The 12,234-nt window shown below is 59.1% G+C and carries 13 protein-coding genes; 5 read left to right on the top strand and 8 right to left on the bottom strand.

Features of this window, described 5'->3' with window-relative positions; all coding sequences use genetic code 11:
* Window positions 1–27 precede the first annotated feature (27 nt).
* From AO240_RS19270 to rpoS, 3 genes are all read left to right on the top strand, one after another.
* On the top strand, window positions 28–663 hold the full coding sequence (locus tag AO240_RS19270; RefSeq protein WP_172979446.1) for a protein-L-isoaspartate(D-aspartate) O-methyltransferase: 636 nt from the start codon (window positions 28–30) through the stop codon (window positions 661–663).
* 209 nt (window positions 664–872) lie between these two features.
* Window positions 873–1,718 carry a peptidoglycan DD-metalloendopeptidase family protein gene (locus tag AO240_RS19265; RefSeq protein ID WP_099238389.1) on the top strand — a complete coding sequence of 282 codons (846 nt, stop codon included), beginning with the start codon at window positions 873–875 and terminating at the stop codon, window positions 1,716–1,718.
* A gap of 106 nt (window positions 1,719–1,824) precedes the next feature.
* A complete protein-coding gene (gene rpoS, locus AO240_RS19260; protein ID WP_099238387.1) occupies window positions 1,825–2,832 on the top strand; it encodes an RNA polymerase sigma factor RpoS in 1,008 nt (335 codons plus the stop codon).
* A gap of 207 nt (window positions 2,833–3,039) precedes the next feature.
* Here rpoS and AO240_RS19255 read toward each other — a convergent pair whose 3' ends face one another.
* Window positions 3,040–3,249: a cold-shock protein gene (locus tag AO240_RS19255; RefSeq protein WP_002554837.1), complete on the bottom strand. Its 210-nt coding sequence runs from the start codon at window positions 3,247–3,249 to the stop codon at window positions 3,040–3,042.
* Window positions 3,250–3,638: 389 nt separating this feature from the next.
* On the opposite strand from AO240_RS19255, the gene dcd reads away from it, so the two are divergent.
* Window positions 3,639–4,205 carry a dCTP deaminase gene (gene dcd, locus AO240_RS19250; RefSeq protein ID WP_058412395.1) on the top strand — a complete coding sequence of 189 codons (567 nt, stop codon included), beginning with the start codon at window positions 3,639–3,641 and terminating at the stop codon, window positions 4,203–4,205.
* Between the two features lie 107 nt (window positions 4,206–4,312).
* The gene (locus tag AO240_RS19245) at window positions 4,313–4,510 is read left to right on the top strand and encodes a hypothetical protein (protein ID WP_058412394.1); all 198 of its coding nucleotides are present in this window, start codon (window positions 4,313–4,315) and stop codon (window positions 4,508–4,510) included.
* Window positions 4,511–4,541: 31 nt separating this feature from the next.
* On the opposite strand, the gene pdeM is transcribed toward AO240_RS19245, so the two are convergent.
* From pdeM to AO240_RS19210, 7 genes are read right to left on the bottom strand one after another with little or no spacing between them, the layout of a single operon-like run.
* Window positions 4,542–5,192 (bottom strand): ligase-associated DNA damage response endonuclease PdeM, encoded by a 651-nt coding sequence (gene pdeM / locus AO240_RS19240; protein ID WP_099238385.1) that lies wholly within the window; start codon window positions 5,190–5,192, stop codon window positions 4,542–4,544.
* Window positions 5,192–7,672: a ligase-associated DNA damage response DEXH box helicase gene (locus AO240_RS19235; protein WP_099238384.1), complete on the bottom strand. Its 2,481-nt coding sequence runs from the start codon at window positions 7,670–7,672 to the stop codon at window positions 5,192–5,194. Before AO240_RS19235 ends, pdeM begins: the two co-directional genes overlap by 1 nt.
* Before the next feature lie 57 nt (window positions 7,673–7,729).
* A complete protein-coding gene (locus tag AO240_RS19230; RefSeq protein WP_099238382.1) occupies window positions 7,730–8,494 on the bottom strand; it encodes an ABC transporter ATP-binding protein in 765 nt (254 codons plus the stop codon).
* Between the two features lie 13 nt (window positions 8,495–8,507).
* Entirely contained in the window at window positions 8,508–9,626 is a 1,119-nt protein-coding gene (locus AO240_RS19225; protein ID WP_099238380.1) for a succinylglutamate desuccinylase/aspartoacylase family protein, read from the bottom strand.
* A gap of 9 nt (window positions 9,627–9,635) precedes the next feature.
* Window positions 9,636–10,346: an ABC transporter permease gene (locus tag AO240_RS19220; RefSeq protein WP_058412389.1), complete on the bottom strand. Its 711-nt coding sequence runs from the start codon at window positions 10,344–10,346 to the stop codon at window positions 9,636–9,638.
* Window positions 10,343–11,071 carry an ABC transporter permease gene (locus AO240_RS19215; RefSeq protein WP_099238378.1) on the bottom strand — a complete coding sequence of 243 codons (729 nt, stop codon included), beginning with the start codon at window positions 11,069–11,071 and terminating at the stop codon, window positions 10,343–10,345. The genes AO240_RS19220 and AO240_RS19215 overlap by 4 nt, the downstream gene beginning before the upstream one ends.
* Window positions 11,072–11,130: 59 nt before the next feature.
* Window positions 11,131–11,910 carry a transporter substrate-binding domain-containing protein gene (locus AO240_RS19210; RefSeq protein ID WP_099238376.1) on the bottom strand — a complete coding sequence of 260 codons (780 nt, stop codon included), beginning with the start codon at window positions 11,908–11,910 and terminating at the stop codon, window positions 11,131–11,133.
* Window positions 11,911–12,234: the final 324 nt, after the last annotated feature.

Below are 12,234 nucleotides of genomic sequence, written 5' to 3'. Positions count from 1 at the left end.
GACGACCTGCTACGCCGTGGCATCGGGATGACCTCCCAGCGTACCCGCGAGCGTTTGATCCAGCGTCTGTACGAAGAGGGGCTGTCAAACGCCCAAGTGCTGGAAGTCATCCGGCGCACGCCGCGACATCTGTTTGTCGACGAAGCCCTGGCCCACCGCGCCTATGAAGACACCGCGTTGCCGATTGGCCACAACCAGACCATCTCGCAGCCCTATATGGTTGCGCGCATGAGCGAATTGCTGCTGGCGGCGGGGCCGCTGGACAAGGTGTTGGAGATCGGCACCGGTTCGGGTTACCAGACCGCCGTGCTGTCGCAACTGGTAGAGCGGGTGTTCTCGGTGGAGCGCATCAAGGTGCTGCAAGACCGCGCCAAGGAGCGCCTGGTCGAACTTAACCTGCGCAACGTGGTGTTCCGCTGGGGTGATGGCTGGGAAGGCTGGCCGGCGCTGGCGCCGTATAACGGCATTATCGTCACCGCCGTGGCCACCGATGTGCCGCAAGCGTTGCTCGATCAACTGGCGCCTGGCGGGCGTTTGGTTATCCCGGTGGGCGCCGGTGAAGTGCAACAATTAATGCTCATTGTGCGTGAAGACGAAGGCTTTTCCCGGCATGTGCTGGGCGCCGTGCGCTTTGTACCGTTGCTCAACGGTCCGCTGGCCTGATCATTTATTCGCAAACAGTGAATTCTGTGGGTGAGCATGTGTCTTACAGCCGGGCTTGTTGAGTCAGCGTGATTGGACGCCGGGATTAAACATGACGAATTTTTCGTATAAGTCCTGTGCCGGTAAAAATCCAATGCCCAGTTATACTTGCGTCACATTTCAAGCCTGATACAGGCATTCATGTTCAGCCACCATAAAGGGAGCGGCGGGTGAGTCTCACAGGTCTTGCGCAGCGTATGAGTAAAACGAGCTTTCAGCGACTGGTGCTTGGCCTTGTCTTGAGTTCCTTCTTGTTGGTGTTGGCGGGTTGTTCCAGTTCGCCCTCCAAAGGCGCGCGGGTTGTCGACCGAAATAACGCCGTGCCGCAAAAGCCGACAGTGACCACCGGGCAATATGTGGTGCGCAAGGGCGATACCATGTTCTCTATCGCCTTCCGCTACGGCTGGGATTACAAGGCGCTCGCAGCGCGTAACAATATTCCTGTGCCGTATACGATACATCCGGGCCAAACGATTCGTTTCGATGGCCGTACCGGTTCAACGCCTACGACAGTTGTGACAAATTCCGGATCCTCGCCGTCGTCCTCCAGCAAAACCACAATCATCACTCGGCCTGCAGGCACCGCCGCGTCTACGCCTGCGAGTAGGCCGGCAGCCGCGCCCTTGCCGCCTGCAGGGCCTGCGCCGACCGGTTGGGGCTGGCCTTCAAACGGGGTGCTGATTGGAAAATTCTCTTCAAACGGTAGTTTGAATAAAGGCATTGATATCGCCGGGGATTTGGGACAGCCTGTTTTAGCTGCGTCTGATGGGACAGTTGTGTACGCCGGGAGTGGTTTGCGGGGCTACGGTGAGCTGGTCATCATCAAACACAGCGACACCTACGTCAGTGCCTATGGTCATAACCGCAGGCTGTTGGTTCGGGAGGGGCAGCAGGTCAAAGTCGGACAGACAATTGCCGAAATGGGGTCAACGGGTACAGACCGGGTGAAACTGCACTTTGAGATTCGCCGCCAAGGGAAGCCTGTAGATCCGCTGCAATTCCTACCCCGTCGTTGATGTGTTGCACAGCCTGTTCCGTCACGTATAAGGAACAGGCTCCAGCGTTGCCAAGGATAAAGGCGCCGCTTGAGCTTGAGGTCGAACTCACCAAAGGACTATAACAATGGCTCTCAGTAAAGAAGCGCCGGAGTTTGACATCGACGATGAGGTTCTCCTTAGGGATGAATCCATCGATATGGAATCGATGTCGAATAATGAGGGGTCTGCATCACCCTCAGTTCGTACCAAATCCAAAAACTCCGCCGCGTTAAAGCAGCATAAATACATTGATTACACGCGTGCGCTCGACGCTACGCAGCTGTACCTCAATGAAATCGGTTTTTCCCCGCTGCTGACCCCCGAAGAAGAAGTCCATTTTGCGCGCTTGTCGCAAAAGGGTGATCCGGCTGGGCGCAAACGCATGATTGAAAGCAACCTGCGCCTGGTGGTGAAAATCGCCAGACGCTATGTCAATCGCGGCCTGTCGCTGTTGGACCTGATTGAAGAGGGTAACCTCGGCCTGATCAGGGCGGTTGAGAAGTTCGACCCTGAGCGCGGCTTTCGCTTTTCGACCTACGCCACCTGGTGGATTCGTCAAACCATCGAACGGGCGATCATGAATCAGACCCGCACGATCCGGTTGCCGATTCATGTGGTCAAGGAGCTTAACGTCTACCTGCGGGCGGCGCGCGAGCTCACGCAAAAACTCGATCATGAACCCTCGCCTGAAGAAATCGCCAACCTGTTGGAAAAACCGGTAGGCGAGGTCAAGCGCATGCTCGGCTTGAACGAGCGCGTGTCTTCGGTCGATGTTTCGTTGGGGCCGGATTCGGATAAAACCCTCCTGGACACCCTGACGGATGATCGTCCAACCGACCCTTGCGAGCTGTTGCAGGACGATGATCTTTCGCAAAGCATTGACCAGTGGCTTTCTGAGCTTACGGACAAGCAGCGTGAGGTGGTGATTCGCCGCTTCGGCCTGCGTGGCCACGAGAGCAGCACCCTTGAGGATGTGGGCCTGGAGATTGGCTTGACCCGTGAGCGGGTGCGGCAGATCCAGGTGGAAGGTCTCAAGCGCTTGCGCGAGATCCTCGAGAAGAATGGCCTGTCGAGCGAGTCGTTGTTCCAATAGGCTGCGCAGGACGAAATGTGGGAGCGGGCTTGCTCGCGAATACGGTGAATCAGTTGCCAGATGTGCTAACTGAAAAACCGTAATCGCGAGCAAGCCCGCTCCCACATTTTTTTGTGCCTGGCGTTAAGTGCGGGTAAAGTGCCGAAATCCAGGCATAAAAAAACCCCGCTTTTAAGGGCGGGGTTTTTTCGACTAAGTCAGTACAAGTTAGATAACTTGAACTTCTTCAGCTTGCATGCCTTTCTGACCGCGGGTAGCGATGAAAGAAACCTGTTGGCCTTCTTTCAGGCTTTTGAAGCCGTCGGATTGGATAGCTTTGAAGTGAACGAACAGGTCGTCACCGGATTGTGGAGTGATGAAGCCGAAGCCTTTTTCATCGTTGAACCACTTAACGGTACCAGTTTGGCGATTAGACATGGTGTAACTCCTTGAACAAAGTTAACTGCGACTCAGGAAAAGCCCTGGCCGAGACTGAGTGCAAAGAGCAGGAAAAATTCTTGGAGATGGTTGGATCGAAATTCAACATATCGTGTAGAGATTCTCAGTGACACAAGCAACACAGTGACGTCACCTTAACCGTTTTTACCGAACGTGCCAATGGTATTTCCGAAGGTTTCTCTATTTTCGTGCTCGGCGGTGGTATTTACAGTCACTGCACGCTGCACTATGAGCCCCGGCCCCGTTGGGTTCGGCCTATAGCCAAGGCTGCATTCGGCAAGAAAAGCCCCTCGCCCTTTGAACCCCGGAGCTGGCCCCGGTAAGATGCCCAACAGAATTTTTCCACCTCGCTATTCAGGACACCCGCCATGAGCATCAAATCGGACAAGTGGATTCGCCGCATGGCGCAAGAGCACGGCATGATCGAACCTTTCGTAGAGCGCCAGATTCGTGGTGAAGGCGCTGATCGGGTGATCTCCTACGGTGTGTCCAGCTATGGCTACGATGTGCGTTGCGCCGATGAATTCAAGGTGTTCACCAACATCAATTCGGCAACCGTCGATCCGAAAAACTTCGACGAAAAAAGCTTCGTCGACGTCAAGAGCGACGTGTGCATCATCCCGCCCAACTCATTCGCCCTGGCGCGCACCGTGGAGTTCTTCCGTATTCCGCGCGACGTGCTGACCATCTGCCTGGGTAAAAGCACCTACGCGCGCTGCGGCATCATCGTCAACGTGACACCGCTCGAGCCTGAGTGGGAAGGGCACGTCACCCTGGAGTTCTCCAACACCACCACGCTGCCGGCCAAGATCTATGCGAATGAGGGCGTGGCGCAGATGCTGTTCCTGCAATCCGACGAGGCCTGTGAAGTGTCCTATAAGGACCGCGGCGGCAAGTACCAGGGCCAGCGCGGCGTCACTCTCCCACGCGCTTGATAGAAAGGTCTGACACGCCAAGGGAATTAGTCTGCGGGAATCGACTCTATTGGGTGTACTGCCTCGGCGCGTGTGAAGCGCGCCGAGCCACGCTTGAGGAGTACTCTATGAAGATCAACCCGCGAATCAGCGCCGAACTTGCCCGGCTTGAACCTAACCAAATTGGTGTTCTGGCCTGGTCCCTGATGGCCGACCCCGCTTATGCGGGCGGTATCCCTGGCCAACCTGACGAAGATTACCCGCAGCCCTCCGAGCCCGGAGTGCCCACGCTTCCCGATGAGCCGCCACCCGCACCTGTTGCTTGATGGCTGCGCGCAAGGGCGTAGGGTCAGGCCATTAGCGGACTGGCCATACGTGCTGATCGCCGATCACAAAAATCTGCTGATCGTGGCTCTGCTCGACTGAATAGCCACCCGTAAACGCGCCAAACGCCGGCAGCAGGCTGACGCGCGTGCCGACTTGAAAGCACGGCAGGCGCAGGCTTTGCCGGCCCTTGCCACGCAAGCGGTACACCGGGTGCACATGCCCCGCCAGCACGTGGTGGCTGGCATGTGCGTGCGGTTCGTGTTGCAGGGCAAATGGGCCCATCAGCAGCGGCTCCGGCACCACTTCAATCCTCAAGTCCGCCGGTGGGTCACCCGCGCGTTTATCGTGATTGCCGCGAATCAAGGTCATCGGCACGTCGCGGTTGCGTTCGCGCCACGCCCTCAAGGCGCTCAGCGTGCCGCTGGCGTGGGAGCCCGGGCCGTGCAGGAAGTCACCGAGAAAAATCACCTGCGCGCACGCTAAGGCCGACAACATCCGGTCCAATCGCTGCAGGTTTTCGGTCGTGGTGCCTTGTGGCACCGGCTGCCCCAGGCTGCGATAGGCCGACGCCTTGCCAAAATGCGCGTCGGCGATCAACAGGCACTGGCGCGCTGGCCAGTACACTGCCTTATCTGCGAGTAACCAGAGTTCTTCACCTTCAAGCTCCAATGAGCAATGCATCAGCGCTTCCCGTTATCCGCGACTTTTTCCAGGTCCTTGACCATCCGCGCAATGCGCTCCGACAACTTTTCCGAACTCATGCTCTCACGCATCCGCTCAACCAACAGCGGGAAGGCCAGCGGCGTAGGCCGTTCGATCACGTGCAGGTCGAGCCTCAGCGTCGATAAATGACGCAGGGTGTCTTCCAGTCGATGAATGTCCAACTCGTCACGCAGGACTTCTTCGCCGGCCTGTGTGAGTAACAGGTTTTGCGGGTCATATTGCTTGAACACTTCAAAAAACAAACCGCTGGAAGCTTGCACCTGCCGCGTGCTTTTGGGCGCGCCGGGGTAACCTGCAAACACCAGCCCGGCGATGCGTGCGATTTCGCGAAAACGGCGCAGGGCCAGTTCACCGGCGTTCAGGCTGGCGGCAACGTCCAACAGCAAGTTCGCGGGGCTCAGCAGAGCCTCGTTCAACACCACAGGCCACTCCACCGGCGTGGCACTCAACAGTTCCAGCCCGTAATCATTTACCGCAATCGAAAAGGTCACCGGCTGTTGTTGGCTGACCCGCCATGCCAGCAGGCTGGCCAAGCCCAAATGCACTTGGCGCCCCGCGAAAGGGTACAGAAACAGGTGCCAGCCTTCGCGCGACTTGAGTGCCTCGGCCAGCAAATGCTCGCGCGTCGGCAGGCCGGACCAGCGCAGTTGGGTCTGCAGCAAAGGTTGCACCGCCTGCATCTCGGGGCCGTCGAAGCGCCCGTGCGCCGCGGCATCAAAGCGTTCAACCACGGCTTGCGCCAGCTCGTTGGAGAGCGGCATGCGCCCGCCATTCCAGCGCGGCACGGCGGCTTTTTTTGCAGTGCTGCGGCGCACGTAGGCGGTCATGTTTTCGACCCGCACCAACTCCAGCAAACGCCCGGCAAACAGGAACCCGTCGCCCGGCTTGAGCCGCGCGATAAAACCTTCTTCGACGCTGCCCAAGTTCTTGCCGCCGCCGCCCTTGCTCCAATATTTCAGATTAATACTGGCGTCGCTGACGATGGTGCCCACGCTCATGCGGTGGCGACGCGCCAAGCGGGCATCCGGCACCCGCCAGACGCCATGCTCGTCCGGCTCCACACGGCGGTAATCCGGGTAAGCCGTGAGCGACAGCCCGCCATGGCGCACAAACCCCAATGCCCACGCCCAATCCGCTTCAGTGAGGTCGCGATAAGCCCAGGCACCGCGCACCTCGGCCAACAGCGCATCCGGCGTAAAACCACCGCCCAAGGCCATGCTCACCACGTGTTGTACGAGTACATCCAAGGGCTTGTGCGGCGATTCGCGGGCTTCGATGCGCCGCTGGGCGATGGCATCCTGTGCGGCAGCGGCTTCCACCAGTTCCAGGCTGTGAGTCGGCACCAACGTCACCCGCGATGGCCGCCCCGGAGCATGCCCGGAACGCCCGGCGCGTTGCATCAGCCGCGCGACGCCCTTGGCCGAGCCGATCTGCAACACCCGCTCGACCGGTAAAAAGTCCACCCCAAGGTCCAGGCTCGAGGTACACACCACCGCCTTGAGCTGGCCGTCTTTCAGCGCGCGCTCCACCCAGTCGCGGGTCTCGCGCGACAGCGAGCCGTGGTGCAAGGCAATCAACCCGGCCCAATCCGGTCGCGCCTCGAGCAACGCCTGGTACCAGATTTCCGACTGCGCCCGGGTATTGGTGAACACCAGGCAACTGCTGCTGGAGTCCACTTCGGCCAGCACTTGCGGCAACATTTTCAAGCCAATATGCCCCGCCCAGGGAAAACGCTCGGTGGTGGGCGGCAGCAAGGTGTCGACCTGCAACCGCTTGGCGGTTTGCCCCTGCACATTGATCCCGTCGCCTTGTGGGATTAAAACTTCAAGCGCGTGGGCCTGATTACCCAGCGTCGCCGAAATCCCCCACACCATCAGTTCCGGGTGCCAGCGCCGCAAGCGCGCCAATGCCAGTTGCAACTGCACGCCGCGTTTATTGCCGATCAGTTCGTGCCATTCATCCACCACCACCATGCGCAGGTGCCCAAGGCTTGCCTCACTGTCGGCGCGCGCCAGCATCAACGTCAGGCTTTCCGGGGTGGTGACCAGCGCGGTCGGCTGGCGACGGGTTTGCCGGGCGCGCTCGCTGCTGCTGGTATCGCCCGTGCGCAGGCCCACGCTCCAGGGAATCTGCAGCGCCTGAAGCGGCGCTTCAAGGGCGCGCGCGGTGTCGGCGGCGAGCGCGCGCATCGGCGTGATCCATAGCACCGTCAGCGGCTCGGCAGGCGGTTTACGCTTGCCGACGGCGGGCGGCCGAGTGATGGCGAACCGGTTGAGCGCGGCAAACCATAACGCGTAGGTTTTTCCCGCGCCGGTGCTGGCATGCAGCAAACCGGACTGGCCCTGCTTAACCGCCGCCCACACGTCTTTTTGAAAGGCGAACGGCTTCCAGCCTTTGTCGGCAAACCAGGTTTTTGCAAAATCGAGGGGTTTTGCCATGCGGCAGCGGACGCTCTGGAGGCTCTAAGTCAAAGACCCTCCAGGCGAGGTAAAGGTTTACTTCAAATTGCCGCTCAGAAACTGTTGCAGGCGTTCGCTCTTCGGATTGCCCAGCACATCCTCGGGCGTGCCTTGCTCTTCCACCAGGCCTTGGTGCAGAAACAACACCTGATTGGAGACCTTGCGTGCAAAGCTCATTTCGTGGGTGACCATGATCATCGTGCGGCCTTCCTCGGCCAGTCCCTGGATCACCTTCAACACTTCACCGACCAGCTCCGGGTCGAGCGCCGAGGTCGGTTCGTCGAACAGCATCACCTCAGGCTCCATCGCCAAGGCGCGGGCGATGGCCACGCGTTGCTGCTGGCCACCGGAGAGGAACGCCGGGTATTGATCGGCCACGCGCGCCGGCAAGCCCACCTTGTCGAGGTAGTGCCGCGCGCGGTCCTCGGCGTCCTTCTTGCTACAGCCCAGCACCCGGCGCGGGGCCATGGTGATGTTTTCGAGCACGCTCATGTGGCTCCACAAGTTGAAATGCTGGAACACCATCGCCAGCCGCGTGCGCAGGCGTTGCAGCTCGGCGTCATCGGCCACGCGCATGCCCTCGCGGTCGCTGACCATGCGGATCTGTTGGCCGTCGAGGGTCATCGCGCCGTCGTTGGGGGTTTCCAAAAAGTTGATGCAGCGTAAAAAGGTGCTCTTGCCCGAGCCGCTGGCGCCGATCAGGCTGATCACGTCACCGGTCTTGGCCTTGAGCGAAACACCTTTAAGCACTGGGTTGTCGCCATAGCTTTTATGCAGGCCTTCAACGGTCAATTTGTACATGGGGCGTGCATCCTCAAGGCGAAAGTAGGTAGCCGCTGCGGTAGGCCTCTGAGCCTGCGACATGGCTGATGACCATCCCGGCTGTGGCCATGCGCCGTAGCGAGCGGGCGTAAAGCAGGCCGGCGTTTTTACACAGCACAGGCGTTACGCGGTCAGTAATGGGGTCGATGACTTCGGCAATCAGTTGCCCGGCTTCCAGGTATTCACCCGGCAGCGCGCTGAACACCAGCAAACCGCCAACCGGCGTGGTCACAGGCTCCACGCCCGCCAGCGGCGTGGCTGGGTAGGGCAGGTCGGGCAGTGGCGCCACGTCGCCTGCAATTGCGCCGAAGTGGGTCAAATAGTCGATGATCGCCTGGCAGTCGAGGCTGGCCAAACCGTGGTTGACGTCACCTTGGCCGCGCAGTTCGACCGTCACCGAAAAGCTGCCCATTGGAATCGGGAAGCGCTCGCCGAAGCGTTGCTGCAACTGCCACCACACCAAGGTGAAACATTCATCGAAGGATTGCCCGCCGGAATCGGTCGCCAGCAAGTTCGCTTCCGAGCCGATATACCTCGCCAGCGGTTCCACCTGCGGCCAGGCCTCGGGCGTGGTGTACAGGTGCGCCACGGCTTCGAAGTCGCAATGCAGGTCGAGCACCATGTCGGCATCGCAGGCCAGGCGTTGCAGCACCAGCCGTTGCGATTGCAATTGGGTCTCGGCGGTTTGCTCGGCCAGCGCGCAGAACAGTGCGGCGCGAATCATCTGCGCGTTGTATTGCGGGTCATCCCCCAGCAGGTCTTCGACGCGGTTGCCGACGTCTTCACTGAGGTCGACAAACAGCCGGTTGAAGTTCTGCCCGCTCTCCAGCTCGTAGCGGCCCAATGGAATGTCCATCAGTACCTGTTCCAGGCCGACCGGATTGGCGACCGGCACCAGCACGATTTCGCTGCGCAAACGCCCGGCGGCCGCCAGTTGCGCCAGGCGCGCCTTGAGGTGCCAGGCCACCAGCATGCCCGGCAGTTCGTCGGCATGCAGTGAGGCCTGGATGTAGACCTTGCCGTCGCTGTGTTCCGGGCCGAAGTGGAAGCTGTGAATTTGCCGCGCCGTGCCTGGCACCGGCGCGATCAGTGGGTGAACCTGATGACGCATAGGTGCTCCTTAGTGGTTCGGCCCGAGAAATGCCAGCCAACGGCGTTCCGCCAGGCGAAACAAGCCAACCAGCGCAAACGTCACGGTCAGGTAGATCAGCGCAGCGATACCGAACGATTGAAAGGTCATGTAGGTGGCCGAGTTGGCGTCCCGGGCCACTTTGAGAATGTCGGGCACCGTCGCGGTAAACGCCACCGTGGTCGAGTGCAGCATCAGGATCACTTCATTGCTGTAATACGGCAACGAACGGCGCAGCGCCGACGGCATGATCACATAGGCATACAGCTTCCAGCCGCTTAAGCCGTAGGCCTTGGCGGCTTCGACTTCGCCATGCGCCATGCTGCGGATCGCGCCGGCGAAAATTTCGGTGGTGTAGGCGCAGGTGTTCAGCGCAAACGCGAGGATGGTGCAGTTCATCGCATCGCGAAAAAACGCATCCAGCAACGGCTGCGCGCGCACCGCGGCAATGCTGTAAATGCCGGTGTAGCAGATCAGCAATTGGATATACAGCGGCGTGCCGCGAAACAGGTAGGTGTAGAACTGCACCGGCCAGCGCACGTAGCGTTTGCGCGACACGCGCGCGATGGACAGCGGGATCGACACCAAAAAACCGATGACGAGCGAGGCGCTGAGCAGCCACATCGTCATCGCCAGCCCGGTAATGTGTTGGCCGTCGCTATAAAGGAAGGGCCGCCAGTATTGCTGCAGGAGTTCGATCATCGCACGGCCTCCCTGGACCCGGCGGAGTAGCGCCGTTCAAGCCGGCGCAGCACAAAGTTCGAGGCGCTGGTGATCAGCAGGTAGATAAACGCCGCGATCACCAAAAAATAGAACAGTTGATAGGTGCTCTTGCCGGCGTCCTGCGCCGCCTTGACCAAGTCGGCCAGGCCGATGATCGACACCAGCGCCGTGGCCTTGAGCATCACCATCCAGTTGTTGCCGATGCCCGGCAAGGCAAAGCGCATCATCTGCGGGAAGGTCACGTAGCGAAACCGCTGCCCGCGCTTGAGGCCATAGGCGGTCGCCGCTTCCAGTTGGCCACGCGGCACGGCGAGGATCGCGCCGCGAAAAGTCTCGGTGAAGTAAGCACCGTAGATAAAGCCCAGGGTGATGACGCCTGCGCTGAATGGGTCGATCTCGATGTAATCCCATTCCATAAAGTCGGTAAAACCGGTCAGCCAGATTTGCAGGCTGTAAAAAATCAGCAGCATCAGCACCAGGTCGGGCACGCCGCGAATCAAGGTGGTGTAGAGCTGGGCGGGGATGCGGATCAGTCTTACGCGAGACAATTTGGCGCTGGCGCCAAGCAGGCCCAGCAACACACTGACGGCCAGCGAGGCGACCGACAATTTGATGGTCATCCACGTACCTTGCAGCAACAGTGGGCCGAACCCCTTCAAACTGAAGGCACTCAGCCCCAGGGTTTGCAAAAGATCTTCAAACATGAATTCAGGACCTATGGCGACAAAAAAGCGCCCACCTGAAAAAGATGGGCGCCAGGGTGTTATTTACCGCTGTACAGGTTCAGATCGCCGAAGTGTTTCTTCTGGATGGTGGCGTAGGTGCCATCATCGTGTAACGCTTTGATACCTTTATCGAGCAAGGCCTTGAGGTCTTTGTTACCTTTTTTGATACCGATCGCAGTTTTCGACGGCAGCAATGGGTCATCAATTGCCGCACTGACTTCGTAGCCAGCGCCTGCCGGGGACTTCAAGAAGCCCAGTTCAGCTTGCAGCATGTCCTGCACCGAAGCGTCCAAACGGCCGGAAGTCAGGTCGGCATACACCTGGTCCTGGTTGGCGTAGGCCTTGGTGGTCACACCGGCTTTGTCGAGCACGGCCTTGGCGTAGGCTTCTTGAATAGTGCCTTGCTCATAGCCGACCGATTTGCCTTTGAGGGACTCAGGCGTTGAATAGCCAGCGCCTTTTTTGAACACCAGGGAAGTCGGGCCGGAGAACAGCTCGTTGGAGAAGTCGATCGCCTTTTCACGGGCTGCGGTCACGGTCATGGAGGAAATCACGCCGTCAAACTTGTTGGCATTGAGGCCAGGAATCATGCCGTCGAAGTCACTTTCGACCCATTTGCACTTGACCTTCAGCTCGGCGCAGATCGCATTGCCCAAGTCGATATCGAAGCCCACAAGGCTGCCGTCAGCCGCCTTGGATTCGAACGGCGCGTAGGAAGGGTCGACACCAAAACGCAATTCCTTGTATTCCTTGGCTGTCGCAACACCAGCAGCCATGCACAGAGCCAGTGCAGAAAGGGTCAGCAATGCTTTTTTCATTATGTAATCCCTTGAAACCAAGATAAGCGCTTGTGGCGCGTTTAGGACTGTTACTGAACGCTGTCAGACGGATCACAAGTAGCAATTTCTGCACCATAGTTCCGAATGTCGCTGCGAATTAGCGTTTTAAAAGGTGGGATAAGGCCGTTATGAGTGTAGGAAATGCCCGAAAGTGGGCGTCGAAAATTGAGCGCACTGTTTTGGAACATGCGCAGATCAGAATGTGGGAGGGGGCTTGTCCCGATGGCGGTGGGTCAGTCAATTCATGTATCAACTGTAAAACTGCTATCGGGAGCAAGCCCCCTCCCACAAAAAGCAAAAAAA

Source organism: Pseudomonas sp. ICMP 460 (assembly GCF_002723595.1).
Lineage (GTDB): Bacteria > Pseudomonadota > Gammaproteobacteria > Pseudomonadales > Pseudomonadaceae > Aquipseudomonas > Aquipseudomonas kitaguniensis.
The sequence above is the reverse complement of the archived record's forward strand: the minus strand, read 5'-3'. Positions and strand labels throughout refer to the sequence as shown.

What these genes read in the sequence shown, in the direction of transcription:
- AO240_RS19270 (WP_172979446.1), top strand. Translation starts at nt 28, where the DNA reads ATGACCTCCCAGCGTACCCGCGAGCGTTTGATCCAGCGTCTGTACGAA.
- rpoS (WP_099238387.1), top strand. Translation starts at nt 1,825, where the DNA reads ATGGCTCTCAGTAAAGAAGCGCCGGAGTTTGACATCGACGATGAGGTT.
- AO240_RS19255 (WP_002554837.1), bottom strand. Translation starts at nt 3,249, where the DNA reads ATGTCTAATCGCCAAACTGGTACCGTTAAGTGGTTCAACGATGAAAAA.
- dcd (WP_058412395.1), top strand. Translation starts at nt 3,639, where the DNA reads ATGAGCATCAAATCGGACAAGTGGATTCGCCGCATGGCGCAAGAGCAC.
- AO240_RS19245 (WP_058412394.1), top strand. Translation starts at nt 4,313, where the DNA reads ATGAAGATCAACCCGCGAATCAGCGCCGAACTTGCCCGGCTTGAACCT.
- pdeM (WP_099238385.1), bottom strand. Translation starts at nt 5,192, where the DNA reads ATGCATTGCTCATTGGAGCTTGAAGGTGAAGAACTCTGGTTACTCGCA.
- AO240_RS19235 (WP_099238384.1), bottom strand. Translation starts at nt 7,672, where the DNA reads ATGGCAAAACCCCTCGATTTTGCAAAAACCTGGTTTGCCGACAAAGGC.
- AO240_RS19230 (WP_099238382.1), bottom strand. Translation starts at nt 8,494, where the DNA reads ATGTACAAATTGACCGTTGAAGGCCTGCATAAAAGCTATGGCGACAAC.
- AO240_RS19225 (WP_099238380.1), bottom strand. Translation starts at nt 9,626, where the DNA reads ATGCGTCATCAGGTTCACCCACTGATCGCGCCGGTGCCAGGCACGGCG.
- AO240_RS19220 (WP_058412389.1), bottom strand. Translation starts at nt 10,346, where the DNA reads ATGATCGAACTCCTGCAGCAATACTGGCGGCCCTTCCTTTATAGCGAC.
- AO240_RS19215 (WP_099238378.1), bottom strand. Translation starts at nt 11,071, where the DNA reads ATGTTTGAAGATCTTTTGCAAACCCTGGGGCTGAGTGCCTTCAGTTTG.
- AO240_RS19210 (WP_099238376.1), bottom strand. Translation starts at nt 11,910, where the DNA reads ATGAAAAAAGCATTGCTGACCCTTTCTGCACTGGCTCTGTGCATGGCT.